The sequence below is a fragment of the Mesorhizobium sp. M5C.F.Cr.IN.023.01.1.1 genome (genome assembly GCF_003997585.1).
GTDB lineage: Bacteria > Pseudomonadota > Alphaproteobacteria > Rhizobiales > Rhizobiaceae > Mesorhizobium > Mesorhizobium wenxiniae.
The window spans coordinates 1-20,855 of record NZ_RZSU01000016.1 but is presented as its reverse complement, the minus strand read 5'-3'; the positions used below and the strand labels follow the sequence as shown (position 1 = coordinate 20,855).

Genomic DNA, 20,855 nt, shown 5'->3' with positions numbered 1-20,855 from the left:
GGAGCGTTGCCAAGCGTAGGCTATGCCTGCGCGCGTTCGCTTCGCTGAGAGGGCCTGCTCACATCACCGGGATATCGCCCGTTGCCCAGCCCTGGGAAATTGCCGCCGCCCGCGCCTCGAAGGCGCCGGCTTCGATGGCGGCACGAATATCCTGCATCAGCCTCTGGTAGTAGGAAAGATTGTTCCAGGTCAGCAGCATCGCCCCCAGCGCCTCTTGCGAGCGGACCAGATGGTGCAGATAGGCGCGTGAATAATCTCTGGCGGCCGGGCAGTCGCTCTCCTCGTCCAGCGGGCGCGGATCGTCGGCATGGCGAGCGTTGCGCAGATTGACCTTGCCGCGCCTTGTATAGGCGAGGCCATGACGGCCGGCGCGCGTCGGCATCACGCAATCGAACATATCGATGCCGCGCGCCACCGATTTCAATATGTCGTCAGGCGTGCCGACACCCATCAGATAGCGCGGCCTGTCCGCCGGCAGCTCCGGGCAGGTGATGTCGAGCATTTCGAGCATCACCGCTTGCGGCTCGCCCACCGCCAGCCCGCCGATCGCATAGCCCTTGAGGTCCATCGCTTTCAGCGCCTGCGCCGAGCGCAGCCGCAGGGCCGGTATGTCGCCGCCCTGGACGATGCCGAACATCGCCTTGCCCGGTTGGTCGCCGAATGCCGTCTTGCAACGTTCGGCCCAGCGCAGCGACAGCTCCATGGCGCGCTCGATCTCCTTCTCCATAGCCGGCAGCGCGGTGCATTCGTCGAGCTGCATCTGGATATCGGAACCGAGCAGTCCCTGGATTTCGATCGAGCGCTCGGGCGACATCTCATAGGGGGCGCCATCAATATGTGAGCGAAAGGTGACGCCCTTTTCGGTGAGTTTCCTCAGTTTCGACAGCGACATTACCTGGAAGCCGCCGCTGTCGGTCAGGATCGGGTGCGGCCAGCGGGCGAATTCATGCAGACCGCCAAGCCGCGCCACACGTTCGGCGCCAGGCCGCAGCATCAGATGGTAAGTATTGCCAAGGATAATGTCCGAGCCGACGCCGCGCACCTGATCCATATACATGGTCTTGACCGTGCCGCCGGTGCCGACCGGCATGAAGGCTGGCGTGCGGATTTCTCCGCGCGGCATAGTGATAGAGCCGCGCCGCGCTTTTCCGTCGGTCGCCAGCACCTCGAAGGTGAACGCCTTAGTCATTGAATTCCTTGTTCTATACCGGGCGCGCGTCCATCGTTCTCCTCTTTGAACAGAAGGCTTGCATCTCCGTAGGAGTAGAACCTGTAGCGGTTCTCGATGGCATGCGCATAGGCCGCACGCATTGTTTCCAGACCACAAAACGCCGAAACCAGCATGAACAGCGTCGAACGCGGCAGATGGAAATTGGTCATCAGCATGTCGGCGGCCTTAAAACGGTAGCCGGGGGTGATGAAGATGTCGGTCGGACCCGACCATCCAGCCAATGTGCCGTCCTCCCGCGCGGCGCTCTCCAGCAGGCGCAGCGACGTCGTACCGACGGCGATGATGTGCCCGCCGCGCGCTTTCGCCGCGTTCAGCGCCTCGGCGGTTTCCCGGCTGACCGAACCGATTTCGGCATGCATCTTGTGATCGGCGGTGTCGTCGACTTTCACCGGCAGGAACGTGCCGGCGCCGACATGCAGGGTGACGAAGCGCCGCTCGACGCCTTTGGCATCCAGCGCCGCGAAAAGCTCGGGCGTGAAATGCAGGCCGGCAGTGGGTGCCGCCACGGCCCCCTCCTCCCTGGCATAGATGGTCTGGTAGTCTTTGCGGTCGCGTTCGTCGTCGTCGCGCTTCGAAGCGATGTAAGGCGGCAGCGGAATGTGACCGACGGCGTGCAACGCCTCATCGAGAAACGGACCTGAGAGGTCAAAACCGAGCAAAGCCTCGCCGGCCTCGCCTTTCTCGATCACCGTGGCATCGAGCTGGCCGAGAAAGCAGGAATTGGCGTCATGGCCGAAATGGACGCGGTCACCGGCGGCGATGCGCTTGCCCGGCCGCATGAAAGCCAGCCAGCGGTCGGGAGCCACCCGCATGTGCAGCGTGGCTTCGACTTGCGCCACCGCTTCGCCGCGCCGCCTGATGCCTTTCAACTGTGCCGGAATGACCTTGGTGTCGTTGAAGACCAGCACGTCACCGGTCTCGAGCAGGGACGGCAGCTCGCGCACCGTCCGGTCTTCGCGGCCCTCACCCGGCCTGACAACCAGCATTTTGGCGCTGTCGCGCGGTTCTGCCGGTCGAAGCGCGATACGCTCCTCCGGCAGATCAAAGTCGAAAAGATCGACGCGCAAGAAAATCCCGCCTCAAAATTCCGGGCAGGTCACCGCCCAGGCGCCAACACCGTCGATGCTCAGCGTGCCGCCCATTGCGAAATTGGACTGTTCGCTGGCCTTGACCAGTCGCAATTTGGCGACGATCGAGCTGATGCCCTCATCGGTGAGATCGATCGCCATGTGCTGGTCGTCCTCGAATGCCTGTCCGACGATGACTTTCGTCGAACCCGGCTGACCGTCGGTGGTCCAGTTCCTGCCGCCGGCATCAAGCCATACACGCGCAACCGCGATGACGGCAGTCTGCCCCATCAGGACGTCGATCGATGCCGCGTCGCCTTCAGCGCTACAAACAATCGATTCCGTCGCCAGCGCCGGAGTGGCCGCCGCGACAAGCATCAGAGTGATAGCCGCGACAGCCCGGTAGGTCATTTCACGTCGGCCGCCACCTTCAGCGACACGATCTTGTCGGGATCCGGCACCGGCTCGCCGCGCTTGATCTTGTCGACATTGTCCATGCCCTCGATGACCTGGCCCCAGACCGTGTATTGGCGGTTGAGGAAGGCGGCATCGTCGAAGCAGATGAAAAACTGCGAATTGGCCGAGTTCGGATTCTGCGAGCGCGCCATCGAGCAGGTGCCGCGGCCGTGATTGGCGTTGGAGAACTCCGCCTTCAGGTCGGGCTTGTCGGAGCCGCCCGTGCCAGCGCGCGCCGGTGCGAAAGAGGGCTTGGTGGAATTGCCGAATTTCACGTCGCCGGTCTGCGCCATGAACCCCTCGATGACGCGATGGAACACCACGCCGTCGTAAGCGCCTTCGCGCGCCAGTTCCTTGATGCGGCCGACATGGCCAGGCGCCAGATCGGGAAACAGTTCGATGACGACCTTGCCCTTGGTCGTTTCCATGATGAGCGCGTTCTCGCGGTCCTTGATCTCGGCCATGTCAGAATATCCTTTGAAACTAATGGGTTTACTTGCCGTCGGCGGCGATGCGCACCTTGATCATGCGATCGGGATCGGTGACGACCCCGTTCTGTGCCGCATCGCCTTTCTTTATCTGGTCCACCAACTCCATGCCGTTCTCGACATTACCGACGATAGTGTACTGGCCATCGAGCGGCGGCGCCGGCGCGAACATAATGAAGAACTGCGAATTGGCTGAATTCGGGTCCTGCGAGCGGGCCATGCCGACCACGCCGCGCTCGTAGCGCTCGGATGTCGAGAATTCGGCCGGTAGGTCGGGAAGATCGGAACCGCCAGTACCGACAGCATCGGCGTTGAAGCCGTTCTTCATGTTGCCGAACTTCACGTCGCCGGTCTGCGCCATGAAGCCGTCGATGACGCGGTGGAAAGCGACGTTGTCGTAAGCGCCCTGACGAACCAGCTTCTTGATCTGCTCGACATGCTTCGGCGCGAGATCGGGCCTGAGCGCGATGGTCACGTCGCCGCCCTTCAGCGTTATGATCATGGTGTTTTCCGGATCGGCCGCGAACGCCGAAACGGTTGCAGCCACAAGACCGAAAACAACGACAAAGCAGGTGGCGAGCCTTTTGAGCTGCATGGATATTTCTCCGAAAACCTTTGTTTCATGCATGTCGTTGTCCCAAAACGGGGTTCCAATTTTGGGCGACATGCATTATTTCGCGAATTTGGCGGTAAGTGCGCCGGCCACAGCCGCCGGCACGAAGGGGCGGATGTCGCCTCCCATCGAGGCTATCTGGCGGACAAGTGTGGCGGTAATGGTTCGCACCGAAGGGCTGGCGGGCAGAAAAACTGTCTGCAGTTCCGGCGCCATCGTCTCGTTCATGCCGGCCATCTGCATCTCGTAGTCGAGATCGGTGCCGTCGCGCAGGCCACGGATCATGATCGAGGCGCCCTGCTTCCTGGCCGCGTCGATGACCAGCCCGTCGAAAGCGACAATCCTGATGCGCGCACCATCGCGGCCGAATTCGGCCTTCGTCGCTGCTTCGATGAGGCCGACCCGTTCCTCGAACGAAAACAGCGGCTTTTTGCCAGGATGAATGCCGATCGCCGCATACACTGTGTCCGCCACGGCCAGCGACGCCTTCAGCACGTCGAGATGGCCGTTGGTCAGCGGGTCGAAGGAGCCGGCATAAAGGGCGATGCGTTCGGTCATGGAAGGTGCTTCTAACGAGCCTCTCTCTTAAAGGCAAATCCGATCAGCGAGCCGCCAATGCATGTCGCCCAAAAGCATGCCCTTGGACTCGACAACGACATGCACCCAAACAGAGCCTCAAAGCGCAACGCCTGAGCCACGGTAATCGCGATGCGCTTTGTGTGAACCTTTTGGCCGAGATGAACGACCAATGAACGGGCCGATCACGAAGCCCTCACGCAGCGTTCACTAGGTTGCAGCTTCAGAAGATGAAACCAAAACCTCATTTAATCGTTGCTAGGTGCAGGAGAACACGCACATGCTGATCTACATGCTCGCCACCGCAATGACCGTCGCCATGCTGATCGCCACCGTATTCGGGCTGCATCAGGAAGCAGAGCGCGTCCGCGCCAAGTCCAATGCCAAGCGGTTCGGAGGCTTCGGTATCCGCAAGCCGTATCGCCACTTCTAACCGGCCACTAGCTGAATACCGCCGGCCCATCGGGCCGGCATTGCCCGTCAAGACCTACTCGGCGTTGTTGTCCGGGCCAACGCCTTCAGTACCGGTATCCAGAGTTGCGTCGCCCTCGACACTCTCTTCGGCTTCCTCGTCCGATTGCGGTTCCGATATCCGCTCTACCGAAACGACCTTCTCGCCGTCGGCCGTGTTGAAGATGGTCACGCCCTTGGTGGCGCGGCTGGCGAAACGAATGCCGTTGACCGGCACGCGGATGACGGTGCCGCCATCCGAGACAAGCATGATCTGGTCGTCATTGCCGACCGGGAAAGTCGCCACCAGACGGCCGATCTCAGCCACTTTCGACACATCGGTGGCGCGGATGCCCTTGCCGCCGCGCCCTGTGAGGCGGAAATCATAGGAAGACGAACGCTTGCCGTAGCCATATTCCGTCACCGTCAGCACGAACTGCTCGTGTGCCTTGAGGAATTCGTAGCGCTCGTCGGAAAGCTCCGTCTCCTCGCCGACCTCCTCATTGGTGAGCTGGATGTCTTCGTCCTCGCCGGCCGCAATGCCGGCGGCGAGCCGCCGTTCGGCCGCCACCCGCTTGAGATAAGCGGCGCGCTCGGCCGGCGGCGCCTCGACATGTTCGATCACCGCCATCGAGATCACCCGGTCGGTGGCAGCCATGGCGATGCCGCGCACGCCGACCGAGTTGCGGCTTTGGAATACGCGCACGTCGCTGACCGAGAAGCGGATACACTGGCCGGAGCTAGCGGTCAGAAGCACGTCGTCATTGTCGGTGCAGGTCTCGACGCCGAGGATCTCGTCGCCTTCCTCTTCCAGCTTCATGGCGATCTTGCCGTTGCGGTTGACCTGGACGAAGTCCGACAGCTTGTTGCGGCGGACCGTGCCGCGGGTGGTGGCGAACATCACGTCGAGCTCGCCCCAGCTGGTCTCGTCCTCAGGCAGCGGCATGATGGTGGTGATGCGTTCGCCCTGCTCCAGCGGCAGCATGTTGATCAGCGCCTTGCCCCGCGACTGCGGATTGCCGATCGGCAGGCGCCAGACCTTTTCCTTGTAGACGATGCCACGCGAAGAGAAGAAAAGCACCGGCGTGTGCGTGTTGGCAACGAACAGCCTAGTGACGAAATCCTCTTCCTTGGTCGACATGCCGGAGCGGCCCTTGCCGCCGCGGCGCTGCGCCCGGTAGAGCGACAGCGGCACACGCTTAATGTAGCCGGAATGGCTGACCGTCACGACCATGTCCTCGCGCTGGATCAGGTCCTCGTCTTCCATATCAGCCCCGCCCTCGGAGAGTTCGGTGCGGCGCGGCGTGCCGAACTCGTCGCGCACGGCGGCAAGCTCGTCCTTGACGATCTGCTGGATGCGGGCGCGGGACGACAGGATGTCCAGGTAGTCCTTGATCTCGTCGCCGATCGTGTTCAACTCGTCGGCGATCTCGTCGCGGCCGAGCGCGGTCAGGCGCTGCAGGCGCAGTTCGAGGATGGCGCGCGCCTGTTCCTCGGACAGATTGTAGGTGCCGTCCTCGTTGATGCGGTGGCGCGGATCGTCGATCAGCAGGATCAGCGATTCGACGTCGCCCGAAGGCCAGCGCCGCTCCATCAACTGCTCGCGCGCCGTCTGCGGGTCCGGCGCGGTGCGGATCAGCTTTATGACCTCGTCGATGTTGGCGACGGCAATGGCAAGGCCGACCAGCACATGGGCGCGATCGCGCGCCTTGCGCAGCAGGAATTTCGTGCGCCGGCTGATCACGTCCTCGCGGAAGGCGACAAACGCCTTCAGCATGTCGGTCAGCGTCAGCAATTCCGGCTTGCCGCCGTTCAGCGCCACCATATTGGCGCCGAACGACGTCTGCAGCGGCGTGAAACGGTAGAGCTGGTTGAGGATGACGTCGGCGACCGCGTCGCGCTTCAGTTCGATGACGACGCGGTAACCTTGGCGGTCGCTCTCGTCGCGGATGTCGGAAATGCCCTCTATGCGCTTGTCACGCACCAGCTCCGCCATCTTCTCAATCATCGACGACTTGTTCACCTGGTAGGGAACTTCGGTGATGACGATCGATTCACGGTCGTTGCCGCGCGCCTCGACGTTGACGCGCCCGCGCATGACGATGGAACCGCGGCCGGTCGAATAGGCGCTGTAGATGCCGGAGCGGCCGAGCACGATTCCGCCGGTCGGGAAATCCGGCCCCGGAATGATCTCCATCAACGCCGGCAGATCGATCGCCGGATTGTCGATGAGGGCGATGGCGCCGTTGCAGACCTCGCCCAGATTGTGCGGCGGGATGTTGGTGGCCATGCCGACGGCGATGCCGCCGGAGCCGTTGACCAACAGGTTTGGAAAGCGCGCCGGCAGGACTTTCGGCTCGCTGCCGGACGCATCATAAGTGTCCTGGAAATCGACGGTGTCTTTGTCGATGTCTTCCAGCAACTCATGCGCGACCTTCGTCAGGCGCGATTCGGTGTAACGCATCGCCGCCGGCGGATCACCGTCGATCGAGCCGAAATTGCCCTGCCCGTCGATTAGCGGCACGCGCAGCGACCAATCCTGCGCCATGCGCACCAAGGCGTCGTAGATCGAGGCGTCGCCATGCGGATGGTATTTACCCATCACGTCGGCGACCGGGCGCGCCGACTTCACGTATTTGCGGTTCCAGTGGTAGCCGCTCTCATGGGCGGCATAGAGGATGCGGCGATGCACCGGCTTCAGCCCGTCGCGTACATCGGGCAGCGCACGGCTGACGATCACGCTCATGGCGTAATCGAGGTAGGAGCGCTGCATCTCCTCGATGATGGATATCGGCTCGATGCCGGTCGGGCCGCCGTCGGCGCCGCGCGGTGTCTTCTGGTCGGTCAAATCAGGTCACAATCTAATCGGGAATCACTCGGTGCTTATATAGGAAGCCGGGTCGAAACTCCAATGTCCGCGGTAGTTTTCCAGTGTCGATTTTTGTGGTGATTTCAAAAGGATATCACTGATTGCGACGATATGGCCGAGGCGCGCCTTAGCTGCGAGTAGCAAGCGCCTTTTTCATCGAGGGAGCCGGATGAAAGACATAATTCTCGCGTTCGTAGAAGGGGATCGCTTCTTGTCGCGCGTCGAGAAACACGGCTGTCATTTCGCGAGCCCGGGCATCTGCCTCAGCGAATGACATCAAGGCTCGTCCGGCACCGCTCCCGCGGGCTCTGGCATCGACCACTAAATCGTCCACGTGAAGGTGCGGACCACGCGCTAGCGTGTGCACCGGCCGCATACCCATCACGCCAATGAGCTCGCCATCCCGATACGCGCCCACAAGCTCGTAGCCCGAGTACGACTGTCGCCGCACGCGACTTAGGAATTCTTCTTCGTCCAACGGACGCAGTTGAGAGATTATCGGAAACGCCTGCGGCCACTCGGACGGAAGCACCCTTCTGACTGAAACCATTAACCCGACCTCCGGCGTCTCCGGCTTTCTTAAAGCATCTATCGAAAACGCGACAACAAGTGAAGCCCGAGAAGGGGCTGTCATCGGTCATCCCCGCCGGAGTCAAGTCCGTTCAATGGGCGGTCGAGCTCACTTTGAGGTAAGAGCTGATTAATGTAGCACAGCGTCAGGAGGATATTGCCTCACGAATTCTGAACGATAGAGGTGTCTGGCAATTTTTCTCTCCGTTGCCGAGCGCGATAAGCACCTGGCGCATCCCCCATCACGCGCCGGAAACGGCGGTTGAACGTCGACAAATCGTTGAACCCCGCCTCGAAGGCGATCGTCGAGATCGCCTCGTCCGACATGCGCAGCCGCACCGCCGCCCTGTGCAGCCGGGTTTTCAGCAGGAACTGGTAGGGCGTCATGCCCGCCACGTGCCGGAAGCTGCGCAGGAAATGGTACGGACTGGTCGCCGTCTCGCTTGCAAGCTCGGCAAGCGAGACCCGCCTTTCGGCATCTTTTTCGATGCGCCGCACCGCCTCCGCGACACGTTTCTGGTCGCGGCGGCTCGGCACCCGGGCAGCAGGCGTGACGCCGGAGGCGACGGCTGCGCCGGCAATCCGCAGACCGATTTCCTCGAACGCGTCGACGTCGGCCATCTCGCGTGCGGCTTCCGCCTCGGCCAGCAGCGGTGCCAGCGCCGGCAAGGGCGGCAGCCGCGGCGTCTCGAAGGCCAGCTTCTTCACGCCCGGCATGTCGGCAACGATCTGTTCCATATAGGCCGGCTCGAACTGGAAGGAGAGGCAGCGGTCGCCGGCGCCATGCTCGTGCCCACACTCGTAGCAAGTGCCGGGGTTGCCGAGCAGAAGCGCGCCCGGCGTCAGCATCGCCGTGCCCTGGCGTGCGCGGTAGCGAAAGGTGCCATTGGTCACCACGGCGACGCAGAAATTGCGATGTTCTTCCTCGAACGGGCGATCGGCGGCGCCGGCGGTGCAGACCACGTCCAACACCTGCCAGCCTCGTCCGGACGCCAGTGTATGCGCGCTCGTCGTCATGGCTTGAAAGATAGCAATTTTTCCCAAGCACAGAACCCTGCCGCCGCCTATTCCCTCCAGTCTCCTGACAAGACGAGGTCGAAATCATGTTCAATTCATCTTCCTTTGTCGAAGCCCTGCATAGCGACGAGCCTGCCGGGGACCTGGCCGAAAAACTGAACCTTTACGGCCGCTTCGTCGGCGCCTGGACATTCGATGCCACGCGCCATCTCGAGAACGGCCAGGTGCTGACCGGGCGCGGCGAGGTGCATTTCGGCTGGGTGCTCGAGGGCCGCGCGATCCAGGACGTATGGATCCTGCCGGCGCGCGACGCCGGTCCCTCACCCTCCCTCGGCAAATGGACTTTCTATGGCACGACATTGCGTGTCTATGACCCCGGCGTCGACGCCTGGCATATTTTCTGGAGCGATCCGCGCACCCAGTACTACAGCCGCCAGCTCGGCCGCGCCGAGGGCGACACCATCGTCCAGCAAGGCGCTGACGGCAGCGGCGCCTCGGTGCGCTGGAGCTTTTCCCGGATTACCGAAAACTCCTTCCGCTGGCAGGGCGAACGCTCTCAGGACGATGGCGCGACCTGGCGGCTCGAAGTCGAGTTCCTGGCGCGGCGAGCCGGCAGCACCTGACCTGCACGGTTTCCCCTGACGCTGCTTTGCTCTACCAATGCAGGGGTCTCGGGCACGGCCCGGCGGGGAGGGTCAGAGATGCCGAGCTTCGACAGCCTGTTCAACGCCTTCGTCACCATTCTCGTGACCATCGACCCGCCCGGCCTGGCACCGCTCTTCCTCGCCGTGACGCGAGGCATGAACCGCGAGGAGCGCAACCAGGTTTCCGTCCGCGCCTCGATCATCGGTTTCCTGGTGATGGCGCTGTTTGCAATCGCCGGTGCATCGATCCTGTCGGTGTTCGGCATCACGCTGCCGGCGTTCCGCGTCGCCGGCGGGTTCCTGCTGTTCTTCATCGCCTTTGAAATGGTGTTCGAGCGCCGGCAGGACCGCAAGGAAAAGATCGGCGACGTCGCCATCACCAAGGACATGATCCACAACATCGCCGCGTTTCCGCTGGCGATCCCCCTGATCGCCGGTCCGGGCGCGATTTCAGCGACCGTCCTGCTGTCCGGCTCTTTTCCAGGTTTTGGCGCGCAGGCAGCCCTTGTCGGCATCATCGCGATCTGTCTTGTCATCACCTACCTGGTGTTCGTGCTGGCCGAGCGCATCGACCGCATCCTCGGCCAGACCGGCCGCTCGATCCTGACCCGGCTGCTCGGCGTCATCCTGGCGGCGCTCGCCGTGCAGTTCGTCGCCGATGGCATCAAAGCGCTGATGGCGGCATGAAAACGAAAGCGGCCTCGCGTTTGATTGCCGAGGCCGTCATTATCGTCGTCCAGCTCGCGCGGCGAACCGCTGCCGCTGTGACGCTATCCTACTTCGCCGTGTCGATGACTTCAAAATCGTGAGTGATGGTCGCCGTATTGGCCATCATCGCGGTCGCCGAGCAGTATTTTTCGATCGACAGATCGATCGCCCGCCTCACCTTGTCCTGCGAGAGCGCCCGGCCCTTGACGATGAAATGCATGTGGATGCGGGTGAACACCCTGGGCTCGGTTTCTGCCCGGTCGGCATCGAGTTCGACCACGCAGTCTTCGACCGCCTCGCGTCCTTTTTCGAGGATGTGAACCACATCATAGGCCGAACAGCCGCCAGTGCCGAGCAGCACCAGCTCCATCGGGCTCGGCCCCGGCGTCCTGCCTTCCGGCCCGAACGCAGTCCCCAGCACCAGCTTGTGGCCGCTGCCGGACTCGCCGACAAAGGTGCGCTCCTCGACCCATTTGACCCTTGCTTTCACTTGATGGTCCTTTCATCGCGCACTGCTCAAATGCAGAACGTCCCGAAACCCAAGACAGATTTTCGGGACGCCAATTCGTGGCCTCGAGTAGCTGGCGTTGTCAGCCCGCGCAGAGCCGCTCGCTCCGAGGGATCAGAACGGAATTTCGTCGTCAAGCTCGCGCGACGAACCGCCGCCACCCTTGTTGCCGCCACCACCGCCGCGATTGAAACTCTCGCCAGGGCCGGACTGGCCAAAATCGGAACCGCGGCTGCTGCCGCCACCGGCATAGCTGCCGACCTGACCGCCCTCGCCCTGCCCGCGTGCGTCGAGCATCTGCAGCTCGCCACGGAATTTCTGCAGCACGATTTCGGTCGTGTAGCGGTCATTGCCGGTCTGGTCCTGCCATTTGCGCGTCTGCAACTGGCCCTCGACATAAACCTTCGCACCCTTCTTCAGATACTGCTCGGCTACCTTGGCGAGCTGGTCGTTGAAGATGACGACATTGTGCCACTCGGTCTTTTCCTTGCGCTCGCCGGAAGTCTTGTCGCGCCAGCTTTCCGACGTGGCGACGCGGATGTTGACGACCGGCTCACCCGAATTCAAACGACGGATTTCCGGGTCCGCCCCGAGATTGCCCACCAGAATGACTTTGTTGACGCTACCCGCCATGATACTTCTCCGCGCTCATCCGAAACAAAATTTCTGTCGCTCACCTTATAGACTGGGGACACTCCCCGCCTGCCGCGGCTGCCTTTTCCCACAAGGTTTTTGTTCTCTTTTCGTTCTACAGAACAAAGCAATGTCATGTCAATGCTTGTCAGCAGCATGTAGTGTTTCGAACCAGAATTTCCACGATATGAGGGAGTCCAAATGAAGCCAATCATTCACAAGGACCAGCAGCGCGAGCAATGGCGAGCGGGAGTGGAAACCCGGATGCTTATCTCGGCCAGTAGCGGCGCAAGTAACCTTTGCCTCTTCGAGCAATGGGTGGAACCTGCGGCAGGTGCCCCAACGCATTGGCACCCGGTCGAGGAAGTGCTTACCGTCGTCACCGGCAATGCCGAGATGTGGATCGACGAAGAGCACACCGTCCTGACCTCCGGCCAGTCACTCATCGTTCCAGCCTTTAGGAAGCACGGTTTCCGAAATGTCGGCTCCGATACACTTCACGTCCATGCTGTGCTCGCATCATCGATCTTCGAGGCCACGTTTGACGGATCCGCCGCGCCGGTGAAGCGCTGGCTTTTGGCGGCTCCGTAAAACAGCGCTTGCCAAACCAATAAGTATCCACTTATGCTTTTGCCATGATCGAAGCAGAGATTTTCCGCGCCCTTGCCGACCCGACGCGCCGTGCCGTCTATGAGCGGCTCGCCGCCAGCGAGATGACGGTGTCGGAATTGCGCACCGGCATGACGGTGTCGCAGCCGGCGGTCTCCCAGCATCTGGCGGTGCTGCGCGGCGCCGGCCTGGTCACCGAGCGGCGGACCGGCCGCAACGCCTATTACCGCGCCGATCCGCAAGGGCTTGACCCTCTGCTCAGCTGGATCGAACGCTACCGTGCGTTCTGGCCCGAGCGTATCGAACGGCTCAAGGCGGTTTTGAAGGATATGGACCAATGACGGTAAAACACCATTCGGACATGGCGGCAGATTCGATTGAGTTCGAGTGCGAGCTTCCAGACCCACCGGAAAAAGTGTGGCGGGCGCTGACGGTGCCGGACCTGCTCGCGGCCTGGATGATGCCGAACGACATCAAGCCGGAGATCGGCGGCCGCTTTGCCTTTGCTAAGGCTGATGCGCAGATCGAGTGCGAAATCCTCGACGCCGAGCCCGAACGCCTGCTGCGTTATTCCTGGCGGGAGCGGCCGGCGCCTGGCAACGCAGCGGATCCGCTTACCAGCCCGCTGGACAGTATCGTCACCTTCACGCTCGACCGCACCGTGTCGGGCGGCACGCATCTGCGCATCGTCCACGACGGATTTGCACGAGTAGCTACGCCTGCGTTTGCAGGCGCCGGTTGCCGGCTTTCGCTCAACGCACACAGCCCCAGACAGATCATAGCTGCAAACTCGCCTCGCCTCTTCCTGGGCGCGGCCTGAGCGGCACAACGGAGAAAAGCGATGAGCGGTTTTGCCAACCTGGTGCCGATGGTGATCGAGCAGTCGAGCCGCGGCGAACGCGCCTTCGACATTTTTTCGCGGCTGCTGCGCGAGCGCATCGTCTTCATCAACGGTCCGATCGACGATAATGTGTCGGCGCTGGTCTGTGCCCAGCTTCTGTCGCTGGAATCCGACAATCCCGATAAGGAGATTTCGCTCTACATCAACTCGCCGGGCGGCGTGGTGACCAGCGGTTTCGCCATCTACGACACGATGCAGTATATAAGCAGTCCGGTATCGACCGTCTGCATGGGCTTTGCCGCCTCGATGGCCTCGTTCCTGCTGATGGCAGGCACGCCGGGCCGGCGCATCGCGCTGCCCAACACCAGCATCCTGCTGCACCAGCCGTCAGGCGGCTTCCAGGGCCAGGCCTCCGACATCCAGCGCCACGCCGAAGGCATCCTCAGGACCAAGCGGCGCATGACCGAGCTTTACGCGCACCATTGCGGTCGCACGTTCGAAGAGGTCGAACGCACGCTTGACCGCGACCATTTCATGACCGCCGAGGAGGCAAAGACTTGGGGGCTCGTCGATCATGTTTTTGACACCCGTAAGAAGGCGGCGTGAAAAGGTAGCCGGCTCATGAGCGATGGGGGCCAAGTCGTTCGGCAAGTTTCATCGCCGCCGGTCTGGCTCGACCAGGGCTCGGCGGATATAGTCCGTCAATGCTCCACAAGATTTCACGCACCCGCTTGAACCGGCTAGTCATCGGTGTTGCCGTCGCGGCGATGACCTTCGGCACGGCGTTCGCCCAAGACAATTCAACGCCTTTGCAGAACGGCACGCTGCCCGGTGTCCAACGACTATCGCATCGCCGAGCCGGCTCCCGAACCCGACGACGCCGTGCTCAGCAACGGTAACGGCCAGTTCAAGATCGGCGAAACCGACATCAGGATTTCCGGCAGCATAACCATCGATGTCGGCGCCGGCGCGATCAAGGTCCCTCGGCAATAAGGCATGCGTGCGGGCCATCATCGCTGCCACGACCTCCAGGCACTCGTGCCCTTGCGGCCCTAAAACGAACAGCCCCGCCGCTGCTTCCGCAAACGGTCGGGGCTTTCTTGGATCTAAAATCCAACTGGCCGGGAGTGACCGGCTTTTGATTTCGGATGCTTCGCGGCATTCAGCCGACGATCCGACTAGTAGTCTCTGATTTTGGTGGGGATCGGCAAGTCACGGTTTGTCGGGCGGCGCACACGCCTGGCCCTGGCACTTATGCCTGCCGCGGCTCCAGCGACACGTGGAGCCTCAAGGGACTGTCCGGTGGAGTCATTCCTCTGCTCTCCTTTTCTGTCCATTGCGACTGGTGTCGTCCGAAGCGCATATCGCAAAAACCCGCGGCGTCTCGCAGACCACCTTGGGGCGGCGAGGCCATCGAAAGACGGCCGGCTTCGGTGACGTTTGGAGTCTGACTCCCTGAGCCTGAGACGTCAACCGTTGGACAGCCGATTACAAAAAATGTGATCGCTTGTGGGGCGAATCCGAAATTTGCATCCGTTTCAAGCAGCCCGGCGTCGGCCTTGGATTACGTGGACGCTTTTGTCAGGAGCTTGTTCGGTCTTTGTTCTTTCCGCTTGCCCGCCCGCGCGAAAGACGGTTAAAGGCTTTGGTCGAGAGTTGTGGCGTCTCTCGAAAAGGTGGCGAAATTACCTACATAGGGGACGGCCGGGACAACCCGCCATCCCACGAGATTCCAGACCTGAGGCGGCGACCGGCGATGGCCGACCATAAATATCTTTCCATTCGCGGGGCGCGCGAACACAACCTGAAGAATGTCGATCTCGACCTGCCGCGTGACAGCCTGATCGTCATGACCGGCCTGTCGGGCTCCGGCAAGTCATCGCTCGCCTTCGATACCATCTATGCCGAGGGCCAGCGCCGCTATGTCGAGAGCCTGTCGGCCTATGCGCGGCAGTTCCTCGAAATGATGCAGAAGCCGGACGTCGACCAGATCGACGGCCTGTCGCCGGCCATCTCGATCGAGCAGAAGACCACCTCGAAGAATCCACGCTCGACGGTCGGCACCGTCACGGAAATCTACGACTACATGCGGCTGCTGTTCGCGCGCGTCGGCGTCCCCTACTCGCCGGCCACCGGCCTGCCGATCGAGAGCCAGACGGTGTCGCAGATGGTCGACCGCGTGCTGGCGGTCGAGGAAGGCACGCGGCTTTTCATCCTGGCGCCGATGGTGCGAGGCCGCAAAGGCGAGTACCGCAAGGAACTGCTGGAGCTGCAGAAAAAGGGCTTCCAGCGCGTCAAGGTCGACGGTGTCTTCTACGAAATCGCCGACGTGCCGGCGCTGGACAAGAAGTACAAGCATGATCTCGATGTCGTCGTCGACCGCATCGTGGTGCGCGGCGATCTGGCGACGCGGCTTGCAGATTCCATCGAAACCGCGCTGAAGCTCGCCGACGGGCTGGCGGTGGCCGAATTCGCCGACCGTCCGCTCGACTCCAGCCAGACCGGCGAGGATTCGGTCAACAAGTCGAAGAACGAGACGCACGAACGTATTCTGTTTTCGGAAAAGTTCGCCTGTCCGGTGTCCGGCTTCACCATTCCCGAGATCGAGCCGCGGCTGTTCTCCTTCAACAACCCGTTCGGCGCTTGCCCGACCTGCGACGGCCTTGGCAGCCAGCGCGCCATCGACGCCAGCCTGGTCGTGCCCGACGACAACCTGTCCCTGCGTGCCGGCGCCGTCAGCCCGTGGGCGAAATCGACCTCGCCCTATTACGTGCAGACGCTGGAGGCGCTGGGCAAGGTCTATGGCTTCAAGCTCGGCGACAAGTTCAGGGATCTGACCGAAGCGGCAAAGCAAGCCATCCTGCATGGCACCGGCGAGCGCGAGGTCACCTTCCAGTACGATGACGGCCTGCGCTCCTACAAGACGACGAAAACCTTCGAAGGGGTCATCCCCAATCTCGAGCGGCGTTGGAAGGAGACCGAATCTGCCTGGATGCGCGAGGAGATCGAGCGCTTCATGTCGGCCACGCCTTGCCCGGCCTGCCGCGGCTACCGGCTGAAGCCGGAAGCGCTTGCGGTGAAGATTGCCGACAAGCACATTGGCGAGGTCACCGAACTGTCGATCCGCAAGGCCGACCAATGGTTTACCGCCCTGCCCGCTTCGCTCACCGAAAAGCAGAACGAGATCGCCGTGCGCGTGCTCAAGGAGATCCGCGAGCGGCTGCGCTTCCTCAACGATGTCGGGCTCGACTACCTGACGCTATCGCGTAATTCCGGCACGCTGTCGGGCGGCGAGAGCCAGCGCATTCGCCTGGCCTCGCAGATCGGCTCCGGCCTCACCGGCGTGCTCTATGTGCTGGACGAGCCGTCGATTGGCCTGCACCAGCGCGACAATGCGCGCCTGCTCGACACGCTGAAGCACCTGCGCGACATCGGCAACACGGTGATCGTCGTCGAGCATGACGAGGACGCCATCCTGCATGCCGACTATGTCGTCGACATCGGCCCGGCCGCCGGCATCCATGGCGGCCACATCATCGCGCAGGGAACACCGCAGCAGATCATGGCGAGCCCGGCCTCGATCACCGGCAAATATTTGTCGGGTGAGCTCGAAGTGGCGACGCCGGCCGTGCGGCGCGAAGCCAAGAAGAACCGGCGTCTGAAGATCGTCGGCGCGCGCGGCAACAATCTGAAGAACGTTACCGCCGAAATCCCGCTCGGCACCTTCACCGCAGTCACCGGCGTCTCCGGCGGCGGCAAGTCGACCTTCCTGATCGAAACGCTGTTCAAAGCAGCGTCGCGCCGCATCATGGGCTCACGCGAGCACCCGGCCGAGCACGACCGCGTCGAGGGGTTGGAGTTCCTCGACAAGGTCATCGATATCGACCAGTCGCCCATTGGACGGACACCGCGCTCCAATCCCGCCACCTATACCGGCGCCTTCACACCGATCCGCGACTGGTTCGCCGGCCTGCCGGAATCCAAGGCGCGCGGCTATCAGCCGGGCCGCTTCTCGTTCAACGTCAAGGGCGGCCGCTGCGAGGCCTGCCAGGGCGACGGCGTCATCAAGATCGAGATGCACTTCCTGCCCGACGTCTACGTCACCTGCGACGTCTGCCATGGCAAGCGCTACAACCGCGAAACGCTCGATGTCTTGTTCAAGGGCAAGTCGATTGCCGACGTGCTCGATATGACGGTCGAGGAGGGCGTCGATTTCTTCGCCGCCGTGCCCGGCGTGCGCGACAAGCTGGAGACGCTGAAGCAGGTCGGCCTCGGCTACATCCATGTCGGCCAGCAGGCGACGACGCTGTCGGGCGGCGAGGCGCAGCGCATCAAGCTCGCCAAGGAACTGTCGCGCAAGGCGACCGGCAAGACGCTCTACATCCTCGACGAGCCGACCACCGGCCTGCATTTCCACGACGTCGCCAAGCTGCTCGAAGTGCTGCACGAGCTGGTCGACCAGGGTAACACCGTGGTCGTCATCGAGCACAATCTCGAAGTGATCAAGACCGCCGACTGGGTGCTCGACCTCGGCCCCGAGGGTGGCGACGGCGGCGGCGAGCTGGTGGCGTCCGGCACGCCGGAGGATATCGTCCGCGAGAAGCGCAGCTACACCGGCCAGTTCCTGCGGGAACTGCTGGAGCGGCGGCCCGGAGGCAAGCGCGAAGCGGCAGAGTGAATGAGGACTGGCTGGCGTCTGGAAGAACCTTCAAATGAAGATCAGAAGAGCGCTTGCCGGTGATCTTGATGCTGTCGTCCAGCTGACCACCGCCGCCTACGCGCCCTACACCGCTCTGCTCGGCGCGCCACCGATCCCGGTCACCGAGGATTATGCGCCGCGGATCGAACGCGGCGAGGTCTGGCTTTTGGAGCAAGATGGACAGCCGGCTGGACTGCTGGTTCTCGAACGGCATCGGGACCACAGCGTGATTTTCAGCGTTGCGGTCTCGCCCGCCTTCCAAGGCAAGGGTCATGGCGTCGCCCTGCTCAAATGGGCGAACGAACACACACGGCTGTGGGGTTTGCCCGAGGTGCGGCTCTATACAAACCCGAAGATGGAACGAAACATCGCGCTCTACAAAAAGTATGGCTTTAACGAAACGGGTCGTCGGCCCAATCCGTACCGGCCAGGATGGACGCTCGTCGATATGGCCAAGAGTGTCGAGACGATCGCTACGGCTTGATCCATTTCAAACTCGGGAGGACGACAATGACCCAACCTGGAAAAATTCGCGCCGGCATGGGTGGCTGGACCTTCGAGCCATGGGACACGTCCTTCTATCCGGACAAACTGTCCAAGGCGAAGCAACTGCACTACGCAACCCGGCAGGTGCCGAGCATCGAGGTCAACGGCACCTATTATTCGAGTTTCAAGGAGCCGACCTTCGTCAAATGGGCTAACGAAGCGCCGGATGGCTTCGTCTATTCGCTTAAAGGCAACCGCTTCGTCACCAACCGCCGCGTGCTCGGCGAGGCCGGCGAGTCGATGACGCGCTTCCTGGGGTCGGGCGTCGCCGCACTCGGCGACAAGCTCGGGCCGATCCTGTGGCAGTTCGCGCCGACGAAAAAGTTCGATCCGGACGATTTCGAGGCCTTCCTCAAGCTGTTGCCTGAAAAGCAGGACGGCGTTGCGCTGCGCCATGCGGTCGAGGTGCGCAACGACAGCTTCGTCGTGCCGGAATTCGCCGCCCTGGCGCGCAAATACAAGGTCGCGATCGTCTACGCCGACCACGCCAAATATCCAGCAATCGCCGATATCACCGGCGATTTCGTCTATCTCCGGCTGCAGACAGGCAGCGACGACAATCCCGACTGTTACACGCCAAAGGCGCTCGACGAATGGGCGGCGCGGGCAAAAACCTGGGCGGAAGGCAATGTGCCTGCCGACCTGCCGCGCACCGATCCTTCAACCGACGCACCAGTCAAACCGCGTGATGTGTTTGCCTACTTCATCACCGAAGGCAAGGTCCGCGCGCCGTTCGGCGCCATGGCGCTGATGAAACGCGTCACAGGCTGATGGCTCGAGTTGTGACATCTACATCACCATCGTAACCTTATCGATACCTCCTTGCTGCATGAATCCGCGGAGCTAGGGCAGCCGCGGGTTAGGGCATGTCGCTCGACTACCACTCACTTCTGCTGGCTGTCGGTTTTTCCGCCGCCTGCCTGAGCCTGACGTTGTTCGGCATCTGGCTGACCGCGCGAACTGAAAAGTTTCTGCTGACATGGTCGATCAGCGCGTTGTTGATCGTCGGCGATGTTTTTATCTACGAGGACTATATTGAGACGCCCGGACGCATCCTCGGCATCGCGACGTTCGCCCTGCTCCTGGTTGGGTTCTCGACCATGCTGGGCGCCGCCTACCAGTTCAGGTCCGGCCGGTCGCCGATCCCGCTGACGGTTTTCGGCAGTTGCATCTCGCTTGCCCTGGCGTTGCCGCCGATGGCGCTCGGCTATGACGGGCTCGGCTTCATGTTCGAAAATCTTCTTGCCGCCCTGCTTCTATTTGCAACGGCTTATCAGTACTGGATCGGGCGCGCTGAAGCCCCTGTCCCGATCATCGGCCTCGCCGTGCTCTACTCGGCCACCGGCATTTCCTTTGTACTGTGTGCCATGGCTCTTGCATGGGATGGGAAGCTTGTCCTCGGACATGCGCCGAGCAACTGGGCCGAGGATCTGAGCCTCGTCGTCGTCATCGCCAGCATGACTGGCATCGGCGCTCTTTCACTGGCACTCAACCAGGGCCGTCTGGCCCGATATCATCGTCTGGCTGCGCTAACCGATCCGCTGACTGGCCTGCTCAATCGGCGCGCCCTGTTCGATCTCAATGGCGGCGCCCCGATCGGGGCCTTCACGGCGGTGGTCGTATTCGACCTCGACGGCTTCAAGGCCATCAACGACGAATTCGGCCACGCCACAGGCGATCAGGTGCTGAGAGTGTTCGCCGAGGAACTGGTGGAGAACCTTCGCCCCACCGATGTCGCCGCGCGCATGGGCGGAGAGGAGTTCGCGCTGGTTATGCAGCGGACCCTGCCCGAAGCGGTGGAGTTCACCGCCGAGCGTATACGCACCGCCTTTGCCGCGCGTATCATCGAGACCGAAACCCGTCCCCTGACATGTACGGTCAGCGCCGGATACGCCTTCGGCAGCAAGGACGGCATGACCTTCGACAAAGTGCTCAGCGCCGCCGACAAGGCGCTCTATGCCGCCAAGCGCGGCGGTCGCAACCGCGTCGCGGCCTCGACCTTCCGACGCGCAAGCTAGCCGCTTGGCGGCGTACCGCCCCTTCCGTCAGCCCTCACGCCGCCATCAAGACCTCGTTGTAAGCATCGAGATCGACGTAGAAGACCTTGGTGATCTCTGCGATCAGCTCGTCGTGATCGTATCCTTGCGATTTCAGAATGTTGATGGCGGTCATGATGTCGACGCGCTCGGTGAGCCGTCGTTTCTGGTAGTCCTCGACATAACGTTCCATCGGCTGCCCAAGTGCCCCAAATGCGTTGAACAACGATCAGATCGCAGAAAGGGGGTTGCTTGCACGGAACGTGCCGGCTGAGCCCACGCTTCACCCTGATC

General features: G+C 62.2%; 23 protein-coding genes and 1 pseudogene. 12 read left to right on the top strand and 12 right to left on the bottom strand.

Annotated elements, in window-relative coordinates:
• Positions 1-58: 58 nt before the first annotated feature.
• From tgt to coaD, 6 genes are all read right to left on the bottom strand, one after another.
• Entirely contained in the window at positions 59-1,189 is a 1,131-nt protein-coding gene (gene tgt / locus EOA78_RS09180; RefSeq protein ID WP_127314886.1) for a tRNA guanosine(34) transglycosylase Tgt, read from the bottom strand.
• Complete coding sequence (gene queA, locus EOA78_RS09175) at positions 1,186-2,298, bottom strand: tRNA preQ1(34) S-adenosylmethionine ribosyltransferase-isomerase QueA (RefSeq protein WP_127314885.1); 1,113 nt, start codon at positions 2,296-2,298, stop codon at positions 1,186-1,188. Before queA ends, tgt begins: the two co-directional genes overlap by 4 nt.
• A 12-nt stretch (positions 2,299-2,310) precedes the next feature.
• Positions 2,311-2,709 (bottom strand): hypothetical protein, encoded by a 399-nt coding sequence (locus EOA78_RS09170; RefSeq protein WP_127314884.1) that lies wholly within the window; start codon positions 2,707-2,709, stop codon positions 2,311-2,313.
• Positions 2,706-3,218, bottom strand: coding sequence for a peptidylprolyl isomerase (locus EOA78_RS09165; protein ID WP_065009548.1), 513 nt, complete (start codon positions 3,216-3,218; stop codon positions 2,706-2,708). The genes EOA78_RS09170 and EOA78_RS09165 overlap by 4 nt, the downstream gene beginning before the upstream one ends.
• A 28-nt stretch (positions 3,219-3,246) precedes the next feature.
• Positions 3,247-3,837: a peptidylprolyl isomerase gene (locus EOA78_RS09160; RefSeq protein ID WP_127314883.1), complete on the bottom strand. Its 591-nt coding sequence runs from the start codon at positions 3,835-3,837 to the stop codon at positions 3,247-3,249.
• 75 nt (positions 3,838-3,912) lie between these two features.
• Entirely contained in the window at positions 3,913-4,413 is a 501-nt protein-coding gene (gene coaD, locus EOA78_RS09155) for a pantetheine-phosphate adenylyltransferase (protein WP_127314882.1), read from the bottom strand.
• 298 nt (positions 4,414-4,711) lie between these two features.
• On the opposite strand from coaD, the gene EOA78_RS09150 reads away from it, so the two are divergent.
• Positions 4,712-4,864, top strand: coding sequence for a hypothetical protein (locus EOA78_RS09150; RefSeq protein ID WP_127314881.1), 153 nt, complete (start codon positions 4,712-4,714; stop codon positions 4,862-4,864).
• Between the two features lie 54 nt (positions 4,865-4,918).
• Here the strand turns inward: EOA78_RS09150 and gyrA are convergent, their stop codons facing one another.
• The 3 genes from gyrA to EOA78_RS09135 form a co-directional block, all read right to left on the bottom strand.
• On the bottom strand, positions 4,919-7,729 hold the full coding sequence (gene gyrA, locus EOA78_RS09145) for a DNA gyrase subunit A (protein ID WP_127314880.1): 2,811 nt from the start codon (positions 7,727-7,729) through the stop codon (positions 4,919-4,921).
• A 148-nt stretch (positions 7,730-7,877) separates the two neighbouring features.
• On the bottom strand, positions 7,878-8,300 hold the full coding sequence (locus EOA78_RS09140) for a GNAT family N-acetyltransferase (RefSeq protein WP_127314879.1): 423 nt from the start codon (positions 8,298-8,300) through the stop codon (positions 7,878-7,880).
• A gap of 182 nt (positions 8,301-8,482) precedes the next feature.
• Positions 8,483-9,337 (bottom strand): AraC family transcriptional regulator, encoded by an 855-nt coding sequence (locus EOA78_RS09135; RefSeq protein ID WP_127314940.1) that lies wholly within the window; start codon positions 9,335-9,337, stop codon positions 8,483-8,485.
• Positions 9,338-9,423: 86 nt separating this feature from the next.
• Between EOA78_RS09135 and EOA78_RS09130 the strand changes: the two genes are divergently transcribed.
• Both EOA78_RS09130 and EOA78_RS09125 read left to right on the top strand, forming a co-directional pair.
• Positions 9,424-9,960: a hypothetical protein gene (locus tag EOA78_RS09130; protein WP_127314878.1), complete on the top strand. Its 537-nt coding sequence runs from the start codon at positions 9,424-9,426 to the stop codon at positions 9,958-9,960.
• A 78-nt stretch (positions 9,961-10,038) separates the two neighbouring features.
• On the top strand, positions 10,039-10,668 hold the full coding sequence (locus EOA78_RS09125) for a MarC family protein (RefSeq protein ID WP_029352879.1): 630 nt from the start codon (positions 10,039-10,041) through the stop codon (positions 10,666-10,668).
• A gap of 88 nt (positions 10,669-10,756) precedes the next feature.
• Here the strand turns inward: EOA78_RS09125 and EOA78_RS09120 are convergent, their stop codons facing one another.
• Both EOA78_RS09120 and ssb read right to left on the bottom strand, forming a co-directional pair.
• On the bottom strand, positions 10,757-11,179 hold the full coding sequence (locus EOA78_RS09120) for an OsmC family protein (protein ID WP_127314877.1): 423 nt from the start codon (positions 11,177-11,179) through the stop codon (positions 10,757-10,759).
• Between the two features lie 132 nt (positions 11,180-11,311).
• Positions 11,312-11,830, bottom strand: coding sequence for a single-stranded DNA-binding protein (gene ssb, locus EOA78_RS09115; protein WP_127314876.1), 519 nt, complete (start codon positions 11,828-11,830; stop codon positions 11,312-11,314).
• A 201-nt stretch (positions 11,831-12,031) separates the two neighbouring features.
• On the opposite strand from ssb, the gene EOA78_RS09110 reads away from it, so the two are divergent.
• The 9 genes and pseudogenes from EOA78_RS09110 to EOA78_RS09070 all read left to right on the top strand — a co-directional run bounded on the left by EOA78_RS09110 (position 12,032) and on the right by EOA78_RS09070 (position 20,543).
• Positions 12,032-12,421, top strand: coding sequence for a cupin domain-containing protein (locus EOA78_RS09110; RefSeq protein ID WP_127314874.1), 390 nt, complete (start codon positions 12,032-12,034; stop codon positions 12,419-12,421).
• A 44-nt stretch (positions 12,422-12,465) separates the two neighbouring features.
• On the top strand, positions 12,466-12,780 hold the full coding sequence (locus EOA78_RS09105; protein WP_127314872.1) for a metalloregulator ArsR/SmtB family transcription factor: 315 nt from the start codon (positions 12,466-12,468) through the stop codon (positions 12,778-12,780).
• Positions 12,777-13,259, top strand: a complete 483-nt coding sequence (locus EOA78_RS09100) for an SRPBCC domain-containing protein (RefSeq protein WP_127314871.1) — start codon at positions 12,777-12,779, stop codon at positions 13,257-13,259. Before EOA78_RS09105 ends, EOA78_RS09100 begins: the two co-directional genes overlap by 4 nt.
• Positions 13,260-13,280: 21 nt before the next feature.
• Positions 13,281-13,886: an ATP-dependent Clp protease proteolytic subunit gene (locus EOA78_RS09095; protein ID WP_127314869.1), complete on the top strand. Its 606-nt coding sequence runs from the start codon at positions 13,281-13,283 to the stop codon at positions 13,884-13,886.
• 161 nt (positions 13,887-14,047) lie between these two features.
• A pseudogene (locus tag EOA78_RS09090) lies at positions 14,048-14,273 on the top strand (hypothetical protein).
• Positions 14,274-15,036: 763 nt separating this feature from the next.
• Positions 15,037-17,958 (top strand): excinuclease ABC subunit UvrA, encoded by a 2,922-nt coding sequence (gene uvrA / locus EOA78_RS09085; RefSeq protein ID WP_127314865.1) that lies wholly within the window; start codon positions 15,037-15,039, stop codon positions 17,956-17,958.
• A 34-nt stretch (positions 17,959-17,992) separates the two neighbouring features.
• Entirely contained in the window at positions 17,993-18,463 is a 471-nt protein-coding gene (locus tag EOA78_RS09080; RefSeq protein ID WP_127314863.1) for a GNAT family N-acetyltransferase, read from the top strand.
• A 26-nt stretch (positions 18,464-18,489) separates the two neighbouring features.
• Positions 18,490-19,296, top strand: a complete 807-nt coding sequence (locus EOA78_RS09075; protein ID WP_127314862.1) for a DUF72 domain-containing protein — start codon at positions 18,490-18,492, stop codon at positions 19,294-19,296.
• A 95-nt stretch (positions 19,297-19,391) separates the two neighbouring features.
• The gene (locus tag EOA78_RS09070) at positions 19,392-20,543 is read left to right on the top strand and encodes a GGDEF domain-containing protein (protein ID WP_127314861.1); all 1,152 of its coding nucleotides are present in this window, start codon (positions 19,392-19,394) and stop codon (positions 20,541-20,543) included.
• A 34-nt stretch (positions 20,544-20,577) separates the two neighbouring features.
• Here EOA78_RS09070 and EOA78_RS09065 read toward each other — a convergent pair whose 3' ends face one another.
• A complete protein-coding gene (locus EOA78_RS09065; protein ID WP_127314859.1) occupies positions 20,578-20,754 on the bottom strand; it encodes a hypothetical protein in 177 nt (58 codons plus the stop codon).
• Positions 20,755-20,855: the final 101 nt, after the last annotated feature.

What these genes read in the sequence shown, in the direction of transcription:
- tgt (WP_127314886.1), bottom strand. Translation starts at nt 1,189, where the DNA reads ATGACTAAGGCGTTCACCTTCGAGGTGCTGGCGACCGACGGAAAAGCG.
- EOA78_RS09170 (WP_127314884.1), bottom strand. Translation starts at nt 2,709, where the DNA reads ATGACCTACCGGGCTGTCGCGGCTATCACTCTGATGCTTGTCGCGGCG.
- EOA78_RS09165 (WP_065009548.1), bottom strand. Translation starts at nt 3,218, where the DNA reads ATGGCCGAGATCAAGGACCGCGAGAACGCGCTCATCATGGAAACGACC.
- EOA78_RS09160 (WP_127314883.1), bottom strand. Translation starts at nt 3,837, where the DNA reads ATGCAGCTCAAAAGGCTCGCCACCTGCTTTGTCGTTGTTTTCGGTCTT.
- coaD (WP_127314882.1), bottom strand. Translation starts at nt 4,413, where the DNA reads ATGACCGAACGCATCGCCCTTTATGCCGGCTCCTTCGACCCGCTGACC.
- EOA78_RS09150 (WP_127314881.1), top strand. Translation starts at nt 4,712, where the DNA reads ATGCTGATCTACATGCTCGCCACCGCAATGACCGTCGCCATGCTGATC.
- EOA78_RS09140 (WP_127314879.1), bottom strand. Translation starts at nt 8,300, where the DNA reads ATGGTTTCAGTCAGAAGGGTGCTTCCGTCCGAGTGGCCGCAGGCGTTT.
- EOA78_RS09135 (WP_127314940.1), bottom strand. Translation starts at nt 9,337, where the DNA reads ATGACGACGAGCGCGCATACACTGGCGTCCGGACGAGGCTGGCAGGTG.
- EOA78_RS09130 (WP_127314878.1), top strand. Translation starts at nt 9,424, where the DNA reads ATGTTCAATTCATCTTCCTTTGTCGAAGCCCTGCATAGCGACGAGCCT.
- EOA78_RS09125 (WP_029352879.1), top strand. Translation starts at nt 10,039, where the DNA reads ATGCCGAGCTTCGACAGCCTGTTCAACGCCTTCGTCACCATTCTCGTG.
- ssb (WP_127314876.1), bottom strand. Translation starts at nt 11,830, where the DNA reads ATGGCGGGTAGCGTCAACAAAGTCATTCTGGTGGGCAATCTCGGGGCG.
- EOA78_RS09110 (WP_127314874.1), top strand. Translation starts at nt 12,032, where the DNA reads ATGAAGCCAATCATTCACAAGGACCAGCAGCGCGAGCAATGGCGAGCG.
- EOA78_RS09105 (WP_127314872.1), top strand. Translation starts at nt 12,466, where the DNA reads ATGATCGAAGCAGAGATTTTCCGCGCCCTTGCCGACCCGACGCGCCGT.
- EOA78_RS09100 (WP_127314871.1), top strand. Translation starts at nt 12,777, where the DNA reads ATGACGGTAAAACACCATTCGGACATGGCGGCAGATTCGATTGAGTTC.
- EOA78_RS09095 (WP_127314869.1), top strand. Translation starts at nt 13,281, where the DNA reads ATGAGCGGTTTTGCCAACCTGGTGCCGATGGTGATCGAGCAGTCGAGC.
- uvrA (WP_127314865.1), top strand. Translation starts at nt 15,037, where the DNA reads ATGGCCGACCATAAATATCTTTCCATTCGCGGGGCGCGCGAACACAAC.
- EOA78_RS09080 (WP_127314863.1), top strand. Translation starts at nt 17,993, where the DNA reads ATGAAGATCAGAAGAGCGCTTGCCGGTGATCTTGATGCTGTCGTCCAG.
- EOA78_RS09075 (WP_127314862.1), top strand. Translation starts at nt 18,490, where the DNA reads ATGACCCAACCTGGAAAAATTCGCGCCGGCATGGGTGGCTGGACCTTC.
- EOA78_RS09070 (WP_127314861.1), top strand. Translation starts at nt 19,392, where the DNA reads ATGTCGCTCGACTACCACTCACTTCTGCTGGCTGTCGGTTTTTCCGCC.
- EOA78_RS09065 (WP_127314859.1), bottom strand. Translation starts at nt 20,754, where the DNA reads ATGGAACGTTATGTCGAGGACTACCAGAAACGACGGCTCACCGAGCGC.